This window comes from Microbacterium sp. GXS0129 (assembly GCF_044769785.1).
GTDB classification, from domain to species: domain Bacteria; phylum Actinomycetota; class Actinomycetes; order Actinomycetales; family Microbacteriaceae; genus Microbacterium; species Microbacterium nymphoidis.
The window spans coordinates 55,609-75,735 of record NZ_JBIZVZ010000006.1 but is presented as its reverse complement, the minus strand read 5'-3'; the positions used below and the strand labels follow the sequence as shown (position 1 = coordinate 75,735).

The window sequence follows — 20,127 nt, the reverse complement described above, 5'->3', positions numbered from 1 at the left end:
TCGGCGTTGGTGTTAGCAGCGTGGGTAGGTGGGTCGGCGGGGACAGTGGCGGGGCGGGCGCGAGGACGGCGCGAGGTCACGGGAATGCGCGCGTTGGCGCGAGGTCCGCACGGATGTCGACGCACATGCGAGAGGCAGATGTCGACGCACATGCGAGAGTTGGCGGCGATGTCGTCATCCCCGCGAGCACGGTTCGGCGGTGGCGGTGGCCGTGGTGGTGGCGGTGGCCGTGGTGGCGACGGCGGCGGGGTAGTTGCGCAGCCGGTGCCGGGCAGCTCAGACGAGGGCGCCGGCCACGAAGATCGCGGCGCACGCCAGCGTGAACACGATGAGGAACGCGGTGTCGCGGGGGTGCCAGGGGACGAGATGGCGTTCGGTGCGTGTGGGGTGGGCGCCGAACGCGCGGGAGTCCATGGCGAGTGCGACGCGTTCCGCGTGGCGGATGGCCCCTGCCATCAACGGAAGCACGTAGCCCCAGCCACGGACGAATGCGGCGACGGGGCCACCGCCGGCGTTGCGGCCGCGCACCCGGTGTGCGGCGCGGATGACCCCCAGCTCGTGGCGGAAACGCGGGATGAAACGGTAGGCGGCGAGCGCGGTGTACCCGATGCGGTACGGCAAGTGCAGGTGCTGCACCGCCGAGCGGACCAGATCGGGACCGGTGGTCGCCGCACCGCAGATCAGAGCCAGGATCAGCATCGCCGAGAGGCGGAGCGAGCTGGCGAGCCCGGCGACGAGCGCACCCGAGTACAGGTGCCACGACCCGATCGACACCACCGGCTCGCCCACCCTCTCCAGCGTCCCCGGGTCGGTCCACAGCGCGAGGCCGACCGCCAGCAGCGCAATCGCAAGCGGTGCGAGCAGCAGGAGGAGCACGAGCCCGCGGGACAGGCGCTGACCGGTGAGCAGGATCAGGTACGTCAGGACGATGAGGGCCGCGGGCGTGGCAATGTCCCGCACGAACAGCAGCGCGATGATCGGCAGAATGGGCGCGGCCAGCTTCGCCAGCGGGTTGAGATGGTGGAGATACCGCCAGGAGGGCGCGGGCTCGCCGGCCAGATACGGGTCGGTCGCGATGCCGCCGGTGATCGGCGCGGCCGTCATGATCCGGTCCCATCGTTCGCAGGGCCCGTGCCGGGGAGCAGGGAGGTACCCACGGATGACCCTCGCGACCCGCGAGCAGCCACAGCGTCGTCGCGATTCACGCTCGGAGCTTCGCTCGTGCTCGCGCTGGTGCCGGTGCCGGTGCCGGTGCCGGTGCTGGTGCTGGTGCTGGTGCTGCTGGTCGTGGTGGTGCTCGTGCTGGTGTCGAGGTCGCTGGTGTCAGCGATTCCGGGGGTGCGGGTGTCGTGCTTGCTGGTGTCGAGGTCACTGGTCTCCGTGGCGTCGAGGTCACGCACGGGGGTGCTGGTGTCGGAGTGGCCATCGCCGCCTGCACCATCGCCGCTTGTCCGCGTTCCGGAAGCCGCCGCAGACAGCAGGTCCGCCATGCCCCACACGTGCGCGTACCCCGGCACCACCCGTACGGCGGCGGGCAGTGCGGGAAGGCGCAGCCCGGTGGTCTCCAGCAGCTCGTCGTCGCCGAAGACCTCCTGCGCAGCGCCCGTGGTGAGCACTCGACCACCGTGTACCACGACGACGTGGGTGGCACGGTCGGCGACCAGTTGCATGTCGTGGGTGACGATGACGACGGTGGTGCCCGCGGCGTTCAGCTCGTCGAGCAGGTCGAGCAGTTCACCGGCGCGGGCGCGGTCCTGCCCGAAGGTGGGCTCGTCCAGCACCAGGACGGGGGCCGCTGACATGAGCGCGGTGCCGACCGAGAGGCGTCGCTTCTGGCCGCCGGACAGCAGGAAGGGATGGATCTCACCCTTGTCGGCCAGCCCGAACCGCGCGAGCACGTCACTCACGCGTTCGCGGACCTCGGACTCCGGAAGCTTCAGCTGGCGCAGCGCGTAGGCGAGTTCGTCGTACACGGTCGGCGCGATGAACTGGTGCTCCGGGTTCTGGAACACGAAGCCGACGTGCTGCGCGAGGACGCGAGCGGATGCACGGCCCGCATCGATCCCGTCGATGCGGATGGCACCCTTCGGGGGGCGGACCACCCCGGCCAGAGCCTGCACCAGCGTGGTCTTTCCCGCCCCGTTGCCGCCGACGACCGCGGTGAAGGAGCCGCGGGGAATCCGGAACGAGACGTCGTCGAGTACGCGATGGCCGCCGCGCAGCACGCTCAGCCCGCTGACTTCCACGATGGCGTCCGACGCGACGGTCGTCGCCGGCACGGGGGAGGACGGCTCGGCTCCCGGCAGCGCGGCTCGCAGCGCAGGGGCGTTCAGGGGCAGCTCACCCGGGAGAGCACCCGCTGCGCGCAGGTGCAAGCCGGCGAGCGTGGGGGTGGGAAGCCAGACGCCCAGGGCCGCGAGGTCGTGGGCGTGCTCGCGCAGCACGTCGGCGGTAGGGCCGTCGAAGGCGATCCGTCCCGCGGCGTCAAGCACGATCACCCGTGACGCGAAGCCGATCGCCTCGTCCAGGTTGTGCTCCACCAGCAGGATCGAGCGGTCGCCCTCGGCGACGATCTCAGCCAGCAGCGCGTAGACCTCCTCGACGCCGGCGGGATCGAGGTTGGCGGTGGGTTCGTCCAGAACCATGAGAGGAGATCCCATGGCCAGCGCGCACGCGATCGCCAGGCGCTGACGCCCGCCGCCGGAGAGGGTGTCCGGGTTGTCCTGGCGACGGTGCCAGAGGTGCACCCGGCGCAGCGCCCGTTCGGCCCGGGCGAGCACCTCTTCGACGGGGACCAGCAGGTTCTCGGGGCCGAAGGCCACCTCGTCCAGTACGGTGCCGGTGACCAGCTGGGCGTCGGGATCCTGGAACACCATCGAGATGCGTGAGGAGAGTTCCGCGGGCGTGACCGTCGCGGCATCCAGGCCCTGCACGGTCACCGACCCGGTCACCTCCGCGGGGATGTCGTGGGGGATGAGCCCGTTCAGTGCGAGCGCGAGCGTGGACTTTCCCGAGCCCGATGGGCCGAGGAGCAGCACAACCTCGCCGGCGCGGATGTCGAAGGAGACGCCGTTCGGCGCGGGAGAGGCGTTTCCGTCGTGCAGGATCGACAGATCGCGCACCCGCAGCAGCGGGGGATCGGCGGCGTCGAAGGGCACGGTATCCAGTCCGGGATGGGTAAGGCTTACCTCACCACGCTATCGCCCTGCGCTGAGCGTCGCCAGAACGCCGGCCAGCTCAGAGGGGGAGTGACATCTGCACCCGAGGGCCGATGCCGGTGAGGCCGAGGGAGGTTTCGATGTCGATGAGCTCGCGGAGGAAATCGGTGTCCGGCTCTGTCACCGTGAAGCCCGCCGACGCATAGAACGGCGCGTTGAAGGGAACCTCGGCGAACGTTCGCAGTGTCATCAGGACGTGACCGCGCGCGCGAGCATCATCGATCGCCGCGGTGAGCAGCGCCCGCCCGATTCCGGCACCGGCGTGGGTGGGGAGCACGGACAGCTGCTCGAGATGCGCGTGCTCGTCCACCTCCATCACGTGGGCGAAGCCGACCGCTTCGCCGTCGATCTCGGCGATGAGCGCGAAACCGGGCATCGCGAGGCGCACCTCTCCCGGCTCCACCTCGGGCCAGGATGGCGGCGACAGCAGGTCGACCAGCAGGGCGTCGGCCGCCTCCTCGATGCGCGTGAGATCGTCGGCGTCGGCGGGGAAGGCTCGTCGGATCAGGATGTCAGCCACGGTGGGTCCTCGTCAGTCCGGCGCGACCGAGCGCGCGCCCGACGGCAACGGCCACCAGGGACCACGCCACGCCGCCGATGATCGTGAGCGCCACGGAGAGGATCGTCCCCCACCAGGGCAGGTGCTTCATGCCGATGATGAGCCCCGCGGTGAGACCGAGGATCACGCCGAGGATAGCCCCACCCGTGCACAGCCAGCCCGCGCTCCAGCGGCGGTAACGGCCGATGGCCGCCCACCCCTCCTGCACGCCGCCCATGATGACGACGGCGGCGAGGTAGCTGCCGATGAACGCCGGCTGCGTGGCGGAGGCGACGAGCGCCGCGAGCAGATGGGTGATCAGCGCGACCCAGCGCTCGCGGAGAACGGCCTGGGCCAGCACTCCCGGGAGGGCATGGGCGGTGAGGACGAGCCCGTACAGGACGGGCGCAACGATGATGGTCGGTCCGCTCAGGGCTCCGGCGAGCGCAGAGACGAGTCCGGTGACCACGCCGATGGCGGCACAGATCAGCAGGACGCGCGTGGAGATGCGCTGGTTCGGGCTCACTGATCCAGGTTAGTGCACCCTCACCAGCGCCCGACCGGAGAAAATCAGGGGCGGCGCTTGCGCGGTGTGAGGCGCACGTTCGGCATCGGCGGGGCGGGCACACGCTCATCCCCGTGCCCCACGATCCGCCCGCCGAAACGGGGGTCCTCGTTCGCCCAGTCCTCGCGTGCCTGCGCGATCTCCTCGTGGGTCCTGCCCACGAAGTTCCACCACATCACCAGCTCCGCCTCGAACGGCTCTCCGCCGATGAGGAACAGCGTGGTGTCCTGCTCCGCGGCCACCTCGATCCCCTCGCGTCCGATGCCCAGATACAGCAACTGATCCGGGGCGGCGACGGTGGTGGGGTCGGCCTCCACGATCACCTCGCCGGTGACGGGGATGATCGCGTGCTCCCACGCCGCCTCCAGAGGCAGCCGCACGCGTCGCCCGGCGGGGAGTCGGATCTCGGCTCCCACGATGGGCGTGTAGACGCTCGCGGGGGAGCGGACTCCGGCGAAGGAGCCGAGCACGACGGTCACGACGGCGGTGGACTCGTCGCCGGTGCCGTGATCGCCCGCCGGAAGGTGCACCTGGGGCAGGTCATCGTGCTTCTCGAAGGCGGGCTCGCCGTGGCGTCGCGAGTCTGGAAGCGCGACCCAGAGCTGCAGGGCGTCCAGCAGCATCGCGTCCTCGCCGACGGAGTACTCGGAGTGCGCGATGCCCCGGCCGCTGGTCATGAGGTTCAGCGAGCCCTGCGTGATCACCACATCGCTGCCGAGCACGTCGCGGTGGCGGATCTCGCCGGAGTAGGGCCACGTGACGGTCTGCAGCCCGATGTGCGGATGCGGCTCCACGCGCATCACGGCCTGCTGAGGGCCGAAGCGATCCAGGAAGCACCAGGCGCCCACGGTGGGCAGCGGGCGCTGAGGCAGTGCCCGCCGCACCTCCATCGCGCGGAGGCCGCCCAGCGGGACTTCGCGCGCGTCATACAGATCGGCACGCGGTCCATCGCACGACACCGGCGTCTCGGCCTCCTCCGGTGCGGCGTCCAGGCGGCTCATGACGCGGCGCCACGGAACTCGACGGTGAGCCCGGGAACCTCGTGCTTGCGGAGGTAGTGCGCCACCACGGGGCACAGCGGCACCACCGTGCCATCCTGCGCGGCAACATCGGCCATGGCGTCGCCGACGAGCCGAGTCGCCAGCCCGCGGCCCTCGAAGGCCGGGTCGATCAGTGTGTGCGGGAAGACCAGCTTGCCGTCGCGTGTGGCGACGAACTCGGTGAAACCGGCGAGCTCACCGCCCACGCGGATCTCGTAGCGCCCCTCGCTCTCGTTGCGGCTGACGGTGATCTCGTCCGTGACGTCCGACATGTTCTTCCTTCCGGCAGGTGTTGTCAGCCTTGCACCGAAGCGGACTCCGCGCCACCGCCGTGGCCGGCGGCCTCGTCACCGCCACGTCCGGCGGCATGGGCCGCCGCGTGCGCCGCGGCTTCCTCGGCCGTGGGGAACTCCACGACCAGCCCGGGAATCTCGTGCTTGCGAAGATAGGACACCACGAAGGGGCAGCGCGGCACGGCGATCCGGCCCTGATCCGCGACGTCGCGAACGGCGGCGTCGATCAGGCGCGAGCCGAGGCCGCGACCCCCGTATGCCGGGTCGATCTCGGTGGCGGGGAAGAGCACCTTGCCGGTGGGGGTGTCGCGGAAATCCGCCCATCCCGCGAGCGCGCCGTCCACGTGGATCTCGTAGCGCTGACGATCATCGGCGCGGGTGATCTCGATCTGCTCCGTCATGGGTTCTCCCGTCGTTTCGGGAGACAACCGGTGCTGCGCGCGGAATGTTCCCGGTTCCGCTCATCGCCCGTTCGTCGCGCCGAACCTACCGTTCGTCGCAGGTTCGGGCGGTTGATCGGTGGGCCGGAACCCGGGGCGCATCACCCGCCTAGGCTGACGCGGTCGCGACGAGGCGGCAGGAGATGGAGCGAGAACGATGGCAACGGACGAATCCGGCGCACGCGGCGCCGACAGCGGAGGGGCGACCATCGTCACCGATCCCGCGCTGCCGCCCACGGCGGTCCCCGCAGAGGTGCGGGCCGCCGAGGCGAAGTGGACCCTGCCGAAGATCCTGCTGTGGGCGGCGATCGCGCTGCTCGGCGGTGTGGCCTGGGTGATGCTCGCGATCGTTCGTGGCGAGACCGTCAACGCCGTCTGGTTCGTGTTCGCTGCGGTGTGCACTTACCTGATCGCCTATCGCTTCTACTCGAAGGTGATCCAGAAGTTCATCACCCGCCCCGACGATCGCCGGGCCACCCCTGCCGAATACAAGAACGACGGCAAGGACTACACGCCCACGGACCGTCGTGTGCTGTTCGGCCACCATTTCGCGGCCATCGCCGGTGCCGGGCCGCTGGTGGGCCCGGTGCTCGCGGCGCAGATGGGCTATCTGCCCGGAACCATCTGGATCATCCTCGGCGTCGTGTTCGCCGGCGCGGTGCAGGACTACCTCGTGCTGTTCTTCTCGATGCGTCGCGGCGGACGCACCATCGGTCAGATGGCCAAGCAGGAGCTCGGCCGTGTCGGCGGCACCGCGGCGATCATCGCTTCGCTGCTCATCATGATCATCATCGTGGCGATCCTCGCCCTGGTGGTGGTGAACGCCCTGGGCGAGAGCCCGTGGGGCGTGTTCTCCGTGTCGATGACCATCCCGATCGCCCTGTTCATGGGCGTGTACCTGCGGTACTGGCGCCCGGGGCGCATCACCGAGATCTCGATCATCGGTTTCGTGCTGCTCATCGCCGCGATCGTCGCGGGCGGCTGGGTGGCCAGCACCGACTGGGGCTACGCGATGTTCCACCTGCCCAAGGAGGCCATCGCCTGGGGCATCATCATCTACGGTTTCGTGGCCGCGGTCCTGCCCGTCTGGCTTCTGCTGGCACCGCGCGACTACCTCTCGACCTTCATGAAGATCGGCGTGATCGTGGTGCTCGCGGGGGCGATCATCATCGTGATGCCCGCCATCGAGGTGCCGGCGATCAGCCAGTTCGCCTCCGGCGAGACGGGGCCGGTGTTCTCCGGTCCGCTCTTCCCGTTCCTGTTCGTGACCATCGCGTGCGGCGCCCTCTCCGGGTTCCACGCGCTGATCGCCTCCGGCACCACCCCCAAGCTCGTCGAGAAGGAGCGCCAGACGCGCTTCATCGGCTACGGCGGCATGCTCATGGAGTCCTTCGTGGCGATCATGGCCCTGGTCGCCGCGGTCTCCATCGACCAGGGGATCTACTTCGCGATGAACTCGTCCGCCGCGGCCACCGGCGGCACGGTGGAGGGCGCGGTCGCCTGGGTGAACTCCCTCGGCATCACCGGTGTAAACCTCACACCCGAGCTGCTGGCGCAGACCGCGGAGAACGTCGGCGAGGAGAGCATCATCTCCCGCACGGGAGGCGCACCCACGCTGGCACTGGGCCTTGCCCACATCATGCATCAGGCGCTGGGGGGCACCGCGATGATGGGCTTCTGGTACCACTTCGCCATCATGTTCGAGGCGCTGTTCATCCTCACCGCCGTCGATGCGGGCACGCGTGTCGCCCGTTTCATGCTGCAGGACTCGATCGGCACCTTCCTGCCGCGCTTCAAGGACGTCACCTGGCGTCCCGGCGTCTGGATCACGACCGCGATCATGGTGGCGGGATGGGGATCGATCCTCATCCTGGGCGTCACCGACCCGCTCGGCGGCATCAACACCTTCTTCCCGCTGTTCGGTATCGCCAACCAGCTGCTCGCCGCCATCGCGCTCGCGGTGGTGCTCGCCATCGTCGCCAAGCGCGGGCGCAGCTACGTGAAGTGGCTGTGGATCGTGGCGGTTCCGCTGGCCTTCACCGCCGTGGTCACCGTCACCGCGTCGATGTACAAGATCTTCTCCCCGGTCCCCGCGGTGGGCTACTTCGCCAACAACGCCGCGTTCCGCGCCGCGCTCGCGGACGGCCAGACCTCGTTCGGCACCGCCAAGACGGTGGAGGCGATGGAGGCCGTGGTGCGCAACACCATGGTGCAGGGCGTGCTGAGCGTTGTCTTCGTGGTGCTGACCATCATCGTGATGGCCGTCGCGATCGGATCCACCGTGAAGAGCCTGCGGGCCAGGGGTGGGGAGAACCACGAGGACGCCCCGGTGGCATCGCGCCGCTTCGCACCGGACGGCTTCATCGCCACCCGTGCCGAGCGGGAGATCGAGAAGCAGTGGCAGGAGCTGCCGGCGGAGCAGCGGCCCACGGTCTCGTCGGGGCACTGAGATGGTGATCACCATTCGCCCGGCGCGGGAGGGCCTGCTCTCCCGCGCCGGGCGCGCCCTCGTGGGGGCCGCGCGCGCGGTGCGCTGGTACGCCACGAACCTCATGGGAGAGACGGCCTACGCCACGTATGCGGAGCATCATCGCCGCCACCACCCGGACTCCGAGCCGATGACCGAGCGGGAGTTCTGGCGTCGCCACTACGCCGATCAGGACGCCAATCCCGGTTCGCGGTGCTGCTGAGCGCGATGGCGGACGGAAAACCCAGCTCCCGTGGCGCTCGGAGTGGCGTTTTCCGTCTTCCCGCGCGGACGGGGAACGCCATCGGCGTACTGAGGGGCGCGCCTACCATGGGAGGATGCCCGACGCCGTGCTCCTGGTGATCGGCGCGGTCATCGGCGCCGCGCTGGTGATCGTGCTGCTGCTCACGCGGCGCCTGGCCCGGGGGTCCCGTGATCTCGGTTCGGAGGAGGAGCGCGCCACCTATCGCACGCTGCACACGGCGCGGAGGGCCGCGGCTGATCTGCGCAAGTCCGGCGCAACCGACCTCGCTCGCGCGGCACGCCATGTGCGTGCCCTCCTCGGCAGTCGCGTCGTCGCCCTGGTCGGCCCCGGCGGCGAGATCGTCTTCGACGGCCCGGCGACGGGTCTGACGGAGACCGCACGGACCATCGCCGATCAGGTGGCGGCGGCGGGCCGGCGTCAGGTTTACTCCCGCCAGCGCGGATCGTCCGAGGACGGTGAGGCGGTAGGCGCGCCCATCCTCGTGGACGGTGCCGTGTGGGGCGTGGTGATCGCGTTCGCCGATCCGGTGCGCGCTCCGCTCGTGCGGGCCACCGGTGAAGTGGCCGAGTGGTTCGCCGGTCAGCTGGAGCTGGGGCAGCTCGACTCCTCGCGCGCCGCCCTGGCCGAGGCGGAGCTGCGGGCACTGCGCGCGCAGATCAGCCCTCATTTCATCTACAACGCCCTCACCGCGATCGCCTCGTACATCACCACCGATCCGCCGCGCGCACGCGAGCTGGTGCTGGAGTTCGCCGACTTCACGCGATACTCCTTCCGCCGTCACGGGGAGTTCACCACTCTGGCCGACGAGCTCCGCTCCATCCACTCCTACCTGGAGCTCGAGCGTGCCCGGTTCGGCGACCGGCTCACGGTGCGACTGCGCATCGCTCCCGAGACGCTCACCACCGTGATCCCGTATCTCGCCGTGCAGCCGCTCGTCGAGAACGCGGTGAAGCACGGGCTCGAGCCCGGCGAGCGCGGCGGACGCCTCACCATCGCGAGCGAGGATCTGGGCGCTCACACCGAGATCACCGTGGAGGACGACGGCGCCGGGATGGATCCCGAACGAGCGCGGGCGCTGCTCAGCGGCGCAGAATCCGACCACGTCGGCCTCCGCAACGTCGACCTGCGCCTGCGACGGCTGTACGGCGAGGGCATCGTCGTGGAGACGGCCATCGGCGCGGGGACGCTGGTGCGCATTCGTGTGCCCCGCTCCCAGCCCGAGCATGAGACGGTGGCACGGTGACCTGCGACATCCTCATCGCCGACGACGAGCAGCCCGTGCTGGACGAGCTTGCCGCATTGCTGCGCGCCGACGAACGGATCGGTGACATTCGGCTGGCTCGCAGCGGCGCCGACGCGCTGCGACTGCTGAGCGAAGCGCCCGTGTCGGTCGTGTTCCTGGACATCCACATGCCGGGGCTGTCCGGTCTTGACCTGGCCCGTGCGCTGCAGCAGTTCCAGCAGCGGCCGGCGGTGGTGTTCATCACGGCGGACGAGGCGCGTGCCGTCGAGGCGTTCGACGTGGCGGCCGTGGACTACCTCCTCAAGCCCGTGCGCCCCGAGCGCCTCCGCGTTGCCGTGGGGCGGGCGATCGAGACGCACGGCCCGGGCGAGCCCGCCCTCGCCGACGAGCGCATCCCCGTCACGATCGCGGGCGAGACGCGCCTGGTTCGCCGCAGCGAGGTGCGCTGGGTGCAGGCGCAGGGCGACTACTCGCGCCTGTGGACTGCGGCCGGTGACCATCTCGTGCGCGTGCCGATCTCGGAACTGGAGGAGCGCTGGTCCGGGGCCGGCTTCCTCCGCGTCCACCGGTCCTACCTCGTGCACGTCGACGCGATCGTCGCCGCGCGCCTCAGCGGCCAGGCGCCCACCGTCTCGCTCCCCGAGATCGAACTGCCCGTGAGCCGCCGGCTGGTCTCGGACGTCCGCGACAGGCTGATGCATCCATGACCGAGCGCGTGCGGGTCAGCGCCGACCCACCAGGTCGCGGCGACCGCCCGCGGACGGAGACGGAGCTGATGCGTACCGTCACGGTGGACGGACGAGCCGTAGCCGAGCCGGAGGCCGTCTACGTGCGGGGCCTGGTGCGCGCGCAGCTGCGCCTCGCCCTGGGCTGCGTGCTCGGCTTCGTCGTGACCGCGGGAGCGCTCGCGGTGCTGCTGGCCACGGTTCCCGGTCTCTCCGAGCTGGTCATCGCGGGGGTGCCGCTGCCGTGGCTGGTGCATGCGTTCGGCTTCTATCCGATCATCTTCGTGTTCGCGCTGATCTACGCTGCCGCTGCCCGGCGCAACGAGCGCCGCTACCGGGCGCTGCGGGAGCACTCGCGATGACGGTCCGGGCGATGAGGAGCGCAACTCCCCGGAACGGGCGGACGGGCCGCCGATGACAAGCACACTGGTCTTGATCGCGGTGGCAGTGGTGCTGCTCGTTACCGTCATCCTGGGATTCGCGGGCGTGCGCTTCTCCCGCACGACCAGTGACTTCTTCGTCGCCTCTCGCACCGTGCGCCCGGTGTGGAACGCCTCGGCGATCAGTGGCGAGTATCTGTCGGCCGGGACGTTCCTCGGCCTGTCGGGGCTGGTGCTGCTCGCCGGAGCGGAGGGGTTCTGGTTCCCGATCGGCTACGCAGCGGGGTACCTGCTCGTCCTGCTCTTCGTCGGGGCGCCGCTGCGCCGGTCCGGGGCATACACGATCCCCGATTTCGTGGAGGCGCGGGTGCAGTCCCGCGCGGCGCGACGTATCACCAGCCTGGTGGTCGTGGTGATCGGCTGGTTGTACATCGTCCCCCAGCTGCACGGCGCGGCGATCACGCTGAACGTGGCCGCCGGACTTCCGCTGTGGGTGGGGGCTGCCGTGGTGGCCGTGGTGGTCGCGGGCGCGGTGGCGGGTGGCGGCATGCGTGCGATCACCGCCGTGCAGGCCTTCCACTACTGGCTGAAGCTGTTCGCCCTGCTGGTGCCGGTGGTGCTGCTGGTGATCGTGCTGGCGGGGGACCCGGCTCCGCCCGACCCACAGCTGGTGTTCCCCGCGGATGCGGGCCCCGCCGGAGCGGACCTCTATCGCACCACCTCGTTGCTGATCGCCCTGCTGCTCGGCACCATCGGCCTCCCGCACGTGCTGGTGAGGTTCTACACGAGCCCTGACGGAGACTCGGCTCGGCGGGCCACCGTCATCGTCATCGTGCTCATCAGCGCCTTTTACGCCGTCTCCTCCGCGATGGGTCTCATCGCCCGCATCGCCGCGCCGGATCTCGCCGTCGCCGGCGTGGCCGACACCGCCGTGCTCGCCCTGCCCGCGCGCGTGCTTCCCGGACTGCTCGGCCAGCTTGTGACGGCGCTGGTGGTGGCCGGGGCGTTCGCGGCGTTCCTGGCAACGTCGTCGGGTCTGGTGGTGGCGCTCGCGGGGGTGGTGAGTCAGGACCTGTTCGGCGGCACAGTGCGCTCGTTCCGCTTCTCCGCCGTCCTCTGCGCGATCGTCCCCCTGCTGTTCTCGTTCTTCACGATCGGGGGTGGGCTCGTCTCGAGCGTCGGTGTCGTGTTCGTCTTCGCGGCGTCCAGTCTCACACCGGTCCTCATCCTCGGCGTGTGGTGGCGCAGGCTCACCGCGCGCGGTGCGGCCGCGGGCATGGTGGTCGGTGCCGTGAGCAGCGCCGGAGCTCTGGTGGCGTCCGCACTGGCGCCCCGGGAATCGTGGTGGTCCTCGGTGCTGGATCAGCCCGCCGCCTGGACCATTCCGCTCGCCACGATCACGGTGGTCGCCGTCTCCCTGCTGGACCGCGGCGGGCTGCCATCCCGCGCCGACCGATTCCTCGCGCGGTTGCACACACCGGAGCAGTCCGACGCGAGCTGAGCGGGCGCGCTCAGCGGCGGCGCAGCACGACGTGGAGCACGAGACCCACCAGCAGAGCCCAGAACGCCGCCGCGATGCCGAAGGGGGAGATCCCCGATGCCGCCACGATGAACGTCACCGCGGCGGGGATGCGCAGCTCGGGCTCGATGATGGCCTGATGCACGGCGGAGGCGAATGATGCCAGGAGAGCGAGGCCCGCGACCGCTGCGATCACGCCGGCCGAAGCGAACACCACGAGAGCGGCGAACACCGCGGAGGCGGTACCGAGCACCAGATAGGCGACGCCGGTGGTGACTCCGGCGATCCACCGCCGGGAGGGGTCCTTGCCCGCCTCGTCGCTCGCCGCCAGCGCCGCGCTGATCGCGGCGAGGTTGATCGCGTGACCGCCGGCCGGAGCTCCCAGGATCGTGCCGACACCGGTGGTGATCATCGCGGAGCGCCAGGGCACCTCGTAGCCGTACGAACGCATGATGGCCACACCGGGGATGTTCTGCGACGCCATCGTCACGATGAACAGCGGCAGCGCGATCCCGATGATCCCACCGAACGAGAACGCGGGGGTGACGAACTCCAGGCGCGGCAGCAGTGCCGCGGGATCCACCGCTGCACCGCTCTGCACGATGCCGGCCACGACGACCGCCGCCGCCGCCACGAAGGCGAGCGGCACCGCCCACCGCGGCAGGAACCGCAGCCCCAGTAGCCACACCGCGATGACCGGCAGCACGCCCCACGGATTCGTCACGGCTCCGGTGACCGGTGCGACGCAGAGCGGGAGCAGCACTCCGGCGAGCACCGCCTGAGCGAGGGGCGTGGGGATGCGGGTCACCAGTGCCCCGAGGAAGGGCCATACTCCGGTCACCACGATGAGCAGGCCGGTGACGATGAACGCGCCGACGGCGGCAGGCCATCCGCCGTCCACGGCGCTGGCTCCGGCCAGAAGTGCGGCTCCCGGTGTGGACCACGCCGATGTCACGGGCATCCGCGTGCGCAGGCTCAGCAGGATGCATGCGATTCCCATCGTGACGCTCAGCGCGAGCAGTCCGCTGGCAGCTTGCGCATCCGTCGCGCCGACGGCGCGCAGGCCGGTGAGTACCACGACGAAGGAGGACGTGAACCCGACGAGCGCTGTCACGATGCCCGCCACGATCGGCCGCGCGGTGTCCTTCGTCGTGCGCTCGCTCACATCGCGATCGTAACGGGATCGTGCTCACCGGACGTACCGGAGGCGTGGGCTGTCAGTCCGGCAGGATTCGTCTGGTGATGGCCTGGACGTCGGTATGGAGACCGTCCAGCCGACGCTCTACCCGGTCCAGTCGGCCCTCGACGAGACCAAAGCGCCGGTCCACCTCATCGAAGCGTCGATCGACCTCATCGAAGCGTCGGTCCATATTCTCGTTCATGGCGGCGAACTTGTCGTTCATGTCGGCGAACTTGTCGTCGATGGCGGCGAACTGCGTCTGCACAGTGGCGAACTGCGTGTGCACCGCGGCGAACTGCGTGTGCACCCCGGCGAACTGCGAGCCGATCGTGCGCATCATGAACTGCGTGGACATGGTGATCATGGCGGTGAGCGCTGCGGCGAGAATGCCCAGCGCGGTCCAGATCTGCGGCTCGGTCATGGCCAGCACCCTTTCGTTGTCGAACTGTTTCCGGGCACAGGGGCAGCCTTCTCGGCTCGTGCTTCGCGTAGCGCGGGTGAACGCGGAATGTGGATAAGTGGGAGGGGTTGCCTGTGGTGTGGGAACGGTCGTGACACCTGTTCGCACATTGCCCGCAGCGACGTCGGCACGCGTAATGTGAGGCCATGTACACGCTCGTCAGGCTTCCCTCCCCGTCTGCTGACACCATCGCGGACCTGGCCGATCGGCGAGCCGCAGCTTACGCGCGCGCCGGTGTGATCGCCGATGAGGCCGCGTTCGCCGAGCAGCAGCGCCAGCTCCTCGTCCGGTTGTTCGGTCCGGGTGGTGATGGCGTTCTGCTGGGCGATGTGGCAGGGGAGCTGGGCGAGGTCGTCATCGCGCAGTCGGGGGACACGTGCGAACTCGTGGCCACCACCGTGGAGGATCCCGCGCACGCCATCGGTGGCCTGGACGGGCTGCGGGCGTGGGCTCGGCGTTCCGGCGCCACCCGCATCCGGGTGAACCGCCTCGCGGGCGACCCCATCACCCAGGCGCTGCGCACCCCGGACGAGTCCATTGTGGCGACGAACATGCGAATCGCTCTCGATCGCCCCTCGCGCGCCGACGGCCGCGTGAACCTGTCGCCGTTCACCGACGCGGAGTACGAGGAGTGGATCGGGGGAGCCATCGCCGAGTACGCGCGGGAGAGGGCGAACGCCGGGGCGGAGGACGAGGCCGCTGCGCTCGACGTCGCGCGGGCGTCCTTCGCCCAGCTGCTGCCCGCGGGGCGGTCGACGCCCGGACAGCTGCTGCTCAGCGCCTACGACCGCGATGAGCGCGTGGGCATGGTGTGGATCGCCGATCGGGGTGGGCAGGCGTTCATCTACGACATCATCGTGTCGCCCGAGCACCGCCGGAAGGGTTACGGCGCCTCGATCATGCGAGCCTCAGAAGACGTCGCACGTGAGATGGGGGCCACCCACCTCGCCCTCAACGTCTTCGGTCACAACGACGGCGCCCGCGCGCTGTACGACGGTCTCGGCTACGAGGTCACGCTGGAGAACATCGTCATCCCGGTGGTGACCACGGGCGCCCTCTGAGGGATGTCGCACGGGGATGGCAGGATCTCCTCATGACCGACATGATCGCGTTCCTGCGCGCCGTCAACGTCGGCGGACGGATGTTCCCCGCCGCCGACATCCGGCGCGTCGTCGCTGAGCTGGGGTACGCGGACGTTGCCACCCACATCAACACCGGGAACGTGTTCCTGCGCACTGCGGAGGACCCCGCCACGGTGACGGCCGCGTTGGAGCGCGCGTTCGAGGCGGACCGAGGGTTCGTCGTGCCGGTGATGCTGTTCACCGCCGACGAATACCGCGTCGTGGTGTCGGCGGTTGCGGAGCTCGACGACCCAGCGCTGCACCGCCACTACGTGTACCTGCGCAGCGAGCCCCTCGACGCGGAGACCGCGCGGCGTGTGGAAGGGCTCTCCGATGAGCGCGGCCGCATGGTCGTGCGCGGTCGTTCCATCCACGCTCTCCTCGGTGAGGGCTACACACCCGGCGAGGTGGATCCCCTCCGCGCCGCGAAGCTGCTGGAGCCGGCCACCAACCGCAACGCCAACACGATTCGCGCTATCGCCGGCAAGTGGCTCGCCTGAGGGGAGGTCGCGTGTTCCGTCACGGAGCCTCGGTGAGCGAATCCCGACGGCGCAGCACGGCGGGAGCCACCGCGATCGCGGCGGCACGATGATCGGAGATCTCGGCGAGGAGAGCGGCTGCGGCGCTGCGACCCAGGTCGAAGGGGTCACGCCAGAGTGCGGTGAGCGGCGGTGTGGTCGCCGTGCACAGCGGTGAGTCCTCCCACGACACGATGCTGAGGTGACGCGGCACCTCGATGTCGAGCGACTTCGCCACGCTCAGTACCGTGACGGCGAGGCGGTCGTCGTCGGCGATCACCGCGGTCGGGCCGCCGTCCAGGAGCGCCGCGACCGCGCGTTCTGCCTCGTCGGGATCGTGGTGAGTGTGCACCACCGGCAGGGCGTCCCGGCCGTATCGGGCGATGGCGGACGCGAAGCTGCGCACGCGTGACGCGGTGTGCACGAGGTCCTCTGCTCCGGCCACGTAGCCGATCCTCCGGTGGCCGAGCTCGGCGAAGGTGCGAACCACCTCCGTCATCGGCTGTTCGTCGTCGGCCCAGACGAGTGCGATCCCGGCCGCGGCGTGCTCCCGGGCTCCCACGATCACCGCGGGCAGTCCAAGCGCATGCAACTCATGAAGGCGTGGGTCGTCGGTGCGCGGATCCACGACGATCAGACCGTCTACGCGCGCCTGGGCGGCCCATCGGCGATGCAGCGCGATCTCGGCGTCGACATCGTCTGCGATCTGAAAGGTGAGCGTGAGATCCAGGGGGGAGAGCTCCGACTGGAGCCCCGCGATGAAGCGGAGATAGAACGAATCCGCAGCGAGGGCGTCTGCGCTGCGCGCGAGCACGAGACCGACGGAGCCGGTACCGTGCCCGCCGAGGGCCCGGGCCGCGATGTTGGGTGCCCAGCCGCGCTCGCGTGCTCCGGCGATGATCCGCTCGCGCGTGGCGGGACTCACCCCCGGGCGTCCGTTGAGCGCGAAGGAGACAGCGGCGTGCGAGACGCCGAGCTCGCGAGCGAGCTCGCGCATCGTGAGGCGTCGGGCGGGACCATCGGAAGACATCGGAACGAATCTATCCCCCGAATTACTTACCCGTGTCAGTGCGGGTCTTCCCCTGGGATGCTTACCCGGGTAAGGTCAGGCGCGTCGGGCGCAACGATGCGGTCGGGGGAAGGAGTACGAGGAAGTGCGGACACGGACGAGAGCCTGGGCGGCCGGGCTCGGATTGACAATGGCGGTGACGACAGCGGGGGCCTTCGGCGCCGTTCTGCCCAGCAGCGCGGACGAAGGACCCGTCGTCGTCGATGGCGGCTTCGAGTCGGGCGACTGGGGCGCGCAAACTCAGCACAACCACGCGGCGATCGTGGAGCCGGGAGCCGACGGCACCGGCCACGCCGCGCGGATCGGTCTCCCGTACGCCGATGCCACGACTCAGACCCCCATCGGCGGCAACCTCCCCGTGCGCGGCACGGGGGTGGATCGGGGGATGGTCAACAAGACCATCACGGGAGTGCAGCCGAACACCGTGTACACCTTCGAAGTGTCGCTGAAGGGATCGGGGATCCGTTGGGGGATCTTCGATGCCGAGAATGCCCCGTACTACCGGGGGCTGGCTGTGGGCGACGGTGGTGGGGAGTATGCCGCCGGGATCACCACGCCCGACGGCGGAACCGCCTGGGGCCGTTACACCTCCACCATCACGACGGGACCGCGCACGACCGAGCTCAACGCCTTCTGCTTCGTGGGAGGAAATACGGCGCCGGCTTACTGCGATGACTTCACGGTGACGGAGGTCGGTCCCGCGAGCTCACCGCAGACGGCGCCGGCCGGCTGGAGCGTGCCCCCGTCCGGTGAGAACGGATTCCCGGTCACCATCCCCGCGGTGCAGAGTTTCCAGCCCGCGGGCGGGAGCTGGACGGGATCCGTGGAACGGGTGATCGTGTCGGCGGGGGACGCCGACGCGATCACCGACGAGGCCGATCTCGGCGCAGCCAACCTCATGGAGCTGGGTGTGGCTCCCGAGGTGACGCTGATGAGCGGAGACGAGTCGGATCTCACCGCGAACCGAGTGTTCGTGAAACTCGGCGAGGTCGCGATTGCGGATTCGGCCCCCGAGAACGCCCGCGCGCTCGCGGACCAGGCGTACTCGATCGACATCACCGCTGCGGGGATCACGATCACCGCAGGAGGTGAAGCCGGCGTGCTGTATGCCTTCAACACACTCGGCCAGGCCCTCCGCAGTGCATCGGCGGGCGCCGATCTTCCGCTCGGCCAGGTCGTCAACTGGACGGACATGCGCTTCCGGGCCCTGCAGGTGGACTCCGGCCGGCGCTACTACTCCATCGACTGGCTGAAGTCGCAGATCAAGGACCTCGCGTTCACGAACATGAACACGATGGTGCTGCGGGTGAAGGACGGGCAGGGGCTGCGGGTCGAGAGCGACGTGTTCCCGGAGCTCGTGGATCACCTGCCTGACGGCGGCTCGTGGACCAAGGCGGAAATCGCCGATCTGGTCGCCTTCGCACAGCGCTTCCACGTCACGATCATCCCCGAGTTCGACATGCCCGCACACGCCACGCTCGACGCACAGGTGTATACGGAGCCCGGGTACATGCTCGGCGGCGAGGCATACAACTACGGCAGGAGCGACGTGCGCGAGCGTCTCGCCGCGGTGGCAGTGGAACTCGGGCGCACGTTCGACACTCCCTATGTCCACATCGGTGGAGACGAGTTCATGTCGCTGGACGAGCACACCGAACTGGCCACCTGGGCCCAGGAGGAGACCGGGGATCCGACGGCCAACACCCGGGACTCCTATGTTCTGTTCCTCAACGGCGTCAATCAGGCGCTGAAGGCCGACGGCCGCCAGACGATGGTGTGGAACGACCAGCTGAACGGCCGGAACAAGGCCGTATCGCTGGACCCGGACATTACGGTCATCTACTGGGCGGAGATCTACGGCTCCCTGACCGCGGAGGATCTTCTCGCCGAGGGGCGCACTCTCGTCGGTTCGTCGTCGGATCTCTATCACGACCTCTGGCCCACCATGTCGCGCGCGGATCTCACCTCCGGCGACACCAGGAACGGATCGGTCATCAACCGCCCGCTGCCGGAGTACGCGTGGAAGAACTATGCGGATCCGTACACGTTCTCCGGTGGCTGGGGCCCTCCCGCACAGGCGCCGGAGGAACTGCGCGCCAACGTCGCCGGCCAGTTCTTCCCCATCTGGGACGACGCTCACGGATGGGCGCCGGAGCACGTCCTCACCCAGACCCTGATGCCGCGTCTGCGCCTGTTCGCGCAGACGGTGTGGAACTCTCCGCAGCAGGTCCCGTCCTTCGCCGCGTTCGATCCCTACCTGCGCTTCTACGCCCACGCCCCGTTCTTCGAGGACGAGCAGCAGTGGTCGGTGCCTCGTGCCGGTCGGTGGTCGCTGGCGGTGGCATCGCTCCCCGACGCCGGATCGACGGTGCATCCGGGGGATGAACTCACCTGGACGGTGTCGGCCACAGCGGAGGACACCGCGCTGGGGGAGGCGAGCGTGAGCATCGATCTCACGGATGTCCACGACGATGCCTCGCTCGTCGGCGAGATCCGAGCCGACCACGGAGAGGTCTCGATGGCCGGGCAGACCGCGACATGGACCGGGTCCATCGCGGCCGGAACCACCGTGGAGATCGTCGTGACAGCGCGCGTGGACGAGGTGAGTGCGGCGGCAGACGCAGCGGGCGGCGCCGAGGCGGGGGTGATCGCGATCACCGTGAACGGCGATGCGCGCGGTGCCGATCTGGTGGCATGCGACGGGTGCACAGCGGAGGGGTTCCGTGTCGCGGACGTCACGCCCACGCCCACGCCGACGCCGACATCGACGGCGACACTGACGCCGACCGTGTCGCCGACGCTGACGCCGACGGTGGAGCCGACGCAGACGCTGGAGCCCACGCCGACCGCGTCGCCGACGGCGGGACCGTCCACGGAGCCGACCGGCAGCCCCTCGACCGGCACCGACGTGACGTCAATGCCCAGCGCGACGGCTCCCGGTACGCATGGTCCCGCTCTGCCGAGCACGGGCGTACAGGCGGGCCCGGGTGGGATCATCGCCATCCTGCTGATGCTGCTGGGTGCCGGTGGGATCCTCATCGCGCGCCGGCGTGCGCGCATCCGGAATTGAGGTGAGGGAGAGGAAC

Annotated in this window: 19 protein-coding genes; 9 read left to right on the top strand and 10 right to left on the bottom strand. The window is 69.8% G+C overall.

Translation table 11 applies throughout. The features are described from left to right. Positions 1 to 276: 276 nt before the first annotated feature. The 7 genes from ACIQJ5_RS16260 to ACIQJ5_RS16230 form a co-directional block, all read right to left on the bottom strand. Positions 277 to 1,104: an energy-coupling factor transporter transmembrane protein EcfT gene (locus ACIQJ5_RS16260; RefSeq protein ID WP_231092429.1), complete on the bottom strand. Its 828-nt coding sequence runs from the start codon at positions 1,102 to 1,104 to the stop codon at positions 277 to 279. Continuing rightward, positions 1,101 to 3,158, bottom strand: coding sequence for an ABC transporter ATP-binding protein (locus ACIQJ5_RS16255; protein ID WP_402845372.1), 2,058 nt, complete (start codon positions 3,156 to 3,158; stop codon positions 1,101 to 1,103). The genes ACIQJ5_RS16260 and ACIQJ5_RS16255 overlap by 4 nt, the downstream gene beginning before the upstream one ends. Positions 3,159 to 3,237: 79 nt before the next feature. Beyond that, positions 3,238 to 3,738, bottom strand: coding sequence for a GNAT family N-acetyltransferase (locus ACIQJ5_RS16250; protein WP_231092428.1), 501 nt, complete (start codon positions 3,736 to 3,738; stop codon positions 3,238 to 3,240). Continuing rightward, on the bottom strand, positions 3,731 to 4,282 hold the full coding sequence (locus ACIQJ5_RS16245; protein ID WP_231092427.1) for an ECF transporter S component: 552 nt from the start codon (positions 4,280 to 4,282) through the stop codon (positions 3,731 to 3,733). The genes ACIQJ5_RS16250 and ACIQJ5_RS16245 overlap by 8 nt, the downstream gene beginning before the upstream one ends. A 44-nt stretch (positions 4,283 to 4,326) precedes the next feature. After that, positions 4,327 to 5,322, bottom strand: a complete 996-nt coding sequence (locus ACIQJ5_RS16240; protein WP_231092426.1) for a pirin family protein — start codon at positions 5,320 to 5,322, stop codon at positions 4,327 to 4,329. Then, entirely contained in the window at positions 5,319 to 5,633 is a 315-nt protein-coding gene (locus ACIQJ5_RS16235) for a GNAT family N-acetyltransferase (RefSeq protein WP_231092425.1), read from the bottom strand. Before ACIQJ5_RS16235 ends, ACIQJ5_RS16240 begins: the two co-directional genes overlap by 4 nt. 23 nt (positions 5,634 to 5,656) lie before the next feature. Further along, positions 5,657 to 6,055, bottom strand: a complete 399-nt coding sequence (locus ACIQJ5_RS16230) for a GNAT family N-acetyltransferase (RefSeq protein WP_231092424.1) — start codon at positions 6,053 to 6,055, stop codon at positions 5,657 to 5,659. A 196-nt stretch (positions 6,056 to 6,251) separates the two neighbouring features. On the opposite strand from ACIQJ5_RS16230, the gene ACIQJ5_RS16225 reads away from it, so the two are divergent. From ACIQJ5_RS16225 to ACIQJ5_RS16200, 6 genes are all read left to right on the top strand, one after another. Continuing rightward, positions 6,252 to 8,543, top strand: a complete 2,292-nt coding sequence (locus tag ACIQJ5_RS16225) for a carbon starvation CstA family protein (protein ID WP_402845368.1) — start codon at positions 6,252 to 6,254, stop codon at positions 8,541 to 8,543. Between the two features lies 1 nt (position 8,544). Beyond that, positions 8,545 to 8,784, top strand: a complete 240-nt coding sequence (locus tag ACIQJ5_RS16220) for a YbdD/YjiX family protein (protein ID WP_402845367.1) — start codon at positions 8,545 to 8,547, stop codon at positions 8,782 to 8,784. Positions 8,785 to 8,899: 115 nt separating this feature from the next. Beyond that, the gene (locus tag ACIQJ5_RS16215; protein ID WP_402845365.1) at positions 8,900 to 10,069 is read left to right on the top strand and encodes a sensor histidine kinase; all 1,170 of its coding nucleotides are present in this window, start codon (positions 8,900 to 8,902) and stop codon (positions 10,067 to 10,069) included. Beyond that, the gene (locus ACIQJ5_RS16210; protein WP_231092420.1) at positions 10,066 to 10,776 is read left to right on the top strand and encodes a LytTR family DNA-binding domain-containing protein; all 711 of its coding nucleotides are present in this window, start codon (positions 10,066 to 10,068) and stop codon (positions 10,774 to 10,776) included. The genes ACIQJ5_RS16215 and ACIQJ5_RS16210 overlap by 4 nt, the downstream gene beginning before the upstream one ends. Next, positions 10,773 to 11,156, top strand: coding sequence for a heavy metal transporter (locus ACIQJ5_RS16205; protein WP_231092419.1), 384 nt, complete (start codon positions 10,773 to 10,775; stop codon positions 11,154 to 11,156). The genes ACIQJ5_RS16210 and ACIQJ5_RS16205 overlap by 4 nt, the downstream gene beginning before the upstream one ends. A gap of 52 nt (positions 11,157 to 11,208) precedes the next feature. After that, entirely contained in the window at positions 11,209 to 12,675 is a 1,467-nt protein-coding gene (locus tag ACIQJ5_RS16200) for a cation acetate symporter (RefSeq protein ID WP_402845363.1), read from the top strand. A gap of 10 nt (positions 12,676 to 12,685) precedes the next feature. Here ACIQJ5_RS16200 and ACIQJ5_RS16195 read toward each other — a convergent pair whose 3' ends face one another. Together ACIQJ5_RS16195 and ACIQJ5_RS16190 are read right to left on the bottom strand one after the other, a co-directional pair. Then, entirely contained in the window at positions 12,686 to 13,858 is a 1,173-nt protein-coding gene (locus tag ACIQJ5_RS16195; protein WP_402845361.1) for a benzoate/H(+) symporter BenE family transporter, read from the bottom strand. Positions 13,859 to 13,910: 52 nt separating this feature from the next. Beyond that, on the bottom strand, positions 13,911 to 14,294 hold the full coding sequence (locus ACIQJ5_RS16190; RefSeq protein WP_402845359.1) for a hypothetical protein: 384 nt from the start codon (positions 14,292 to 14,294) through the stop codon (positions 13,911 to 13,913). Between the two features lie 185 nt (positions 14,295 to 14,479). Here ACIQJ5_RS16190 and ACIQJ5_RS16185 point away from each other — a divergent pair, with 185 nt between their 5' ends. Both ACIQJ5_RS16185 and ACIQJ5_RS16180 read left to right on the top strand, forming a co-directional pair. Continuing rightward, complete coding sequence (locus ACIQJ5_RS16185) at positions 14,480 to 15,394, top strand: GNAT family N-acetyltransferase (protein WP_402845358.1); 915 nt, start codon at positions 14,480 to 14,482, stop codon at positions 15,392 to 15,394. 32 nt (positions 15,395 to 15,426) lie between these two features. Next, a complete protein-coding gene (locus ACIQJ5_RS16180; protein WP_231092414.1) occupies positions 15,427 to 15,954 on the top strand; it encodes a DUF1697 domain-containing protein in 528 nt (175 codons plus the stop codon). Positions 15,955 to 15,973: 19 nt separating this feature from the next. Here ACIQJ5_RS16180 and ACIQJ5_RS16175 read toward each other — a convergent pair whose 3' ends face one another. Further along, on the bottom strand, positions 15,974 to 17,002 hold the full coding sequence (locus ACIQJ5_RS16175; RefSeq protein WP_402845356.1) for a LacI family DNA-binding transcriptional regulator: 1,029 nt from the start codon (positions 17,000 to 17,002) through the stop codon (positions 15,974 to 15,976). A 169-nt stretch (positions 17,003 to 17,171) separates the two neighbouring features. Between ACIQJ5_RS16175 and ACIQJ5_RS16170 the strand changes: the two genes are divergently transcribed. Further along, complete coding sequence (locus ACIQJ5_RS16170; protein ID WP_402845354.1) at positions 17,172 to 20,111, top strand: family 20 glycosylhydrolase; 2,940 nt, start codon at positions 17,172 to 17,174, stop codon at positions 20,109 to 20,111. The last annotated feature ends 16 nt before the right edge of the window (positions 20,112 to 20,127 follow it).

What these genes read in the sequence shown, in the direction of transcription:
- ACIQJ5_RS16260 (WP_231092429.1), bottom strand. Translation starts at nt 1,104, where the DNA reads ATGACGGCCGCGCCGATCACCGGCGGCATCGCGACCGACCCGTATCTG.
- ACIQJ5_RS16240 (WP_231092426.1), bottom strand. Translation starts at nt 5,322, where the DNA reads ATGAGCCGCCTGGACGCCGCACCGGAGGAGGCCGAGACGCCGGTGTCG.
- ACIQJ5_RS16235 (WP_231092425.1), bottom strand. Translation starts at nt 5,633, where the DNA reads ATGTCGGACGTCACGGACGAGATCACCGTCAGCCGCAACGAGAGCGAG.
- ACIQJ5_RS16230 (WP_231092424.1), bottom strand. Translation starts at nt 6,055, where the DNA reads ATGACGGAGCAGATCGAGATCACCCGCGCCGATGATCGTCAGCGCTAC.
- ACIQJ5_RS16225 (WP_402845368.1), top strand. Translation starts at nt 6,252, where the DNA reads ATGGCAACGGACGAATCCGGCGCACGCGGCGCCGACAGCGGAGGGGCG.
- ACIQJ5_RS16220 (WP_402845367.1), top strand. Translation starts at nt 8,545, where the DNA reads ATGGTGATCACCATTCGCCCGGCGCGGGAGGGCCTGCTCTCCCGCGCC.
- ACIQJ5_RS16215 (WP_402845365.1), top strand. Translation starts at nt 8,900, where the DNA reads ATGCCCGACGCCGTGCTCCTGGTGATCGGCGCGGTCATCGGCGCCGCG.
- ACIQJ5_RS16205 (WP_231092419.1), top strand. Translation starts at nt 10,773, where the DNA reads ATGACCGAGCGCGTGCGGGTCAGCGCCGACCCACCAGGTCGCGGCGAC.
- ACIQJ5_RS16200 (WP_402845363.1), top strand. Translation starts at nt 11,209, where the DNA reads ATGACAAGCACACTGGTCTTGATCGCGGTGGCAGTGGTGCTGCTCGTT.
- ACIQJ5_RS16190 (WP_402845359.1), bottom strand. Translation starts at nt 14,294, where the DNA reads ATGACCGAGCCGCAGATCTGGACCGCGCTGGGCATTCTCGCCGCAGCG.
- ACIQJ5_RS16185 (WP_402845358.1), top strand. Translation starts at nt 14,480, where the DNA reads ATGTACACGCTCGTCAGGCTTCCCTCCCCGTCTGCTGACACCATCGCG.
- ACIQJ5_RS16180 (WP_231092414.1), top strand. Translation starts at nt 15,427, where the DNA reads ATGACCGACATGATCGCGTTCCTGCGCGCCGTCAACGTCGGCGGACGG.
- ACIQJ5_RS16175 (WP_402845356.1), bottom strand. Translation starts at nt 17,002, where the DNA reads ATGTCTTCCGATGGTCCCGCCCGACGCCTCACGATGCGCGAGCTCGCT.
- ACIQJ5_RS16170 (WP_402845354.1), top strand. Translation starts at nt 17,172, where the DNA reads ATGGCGGTGACGACAGCGGGGGCCTTCGGCGCCGTTCTGCCCAGCAGC.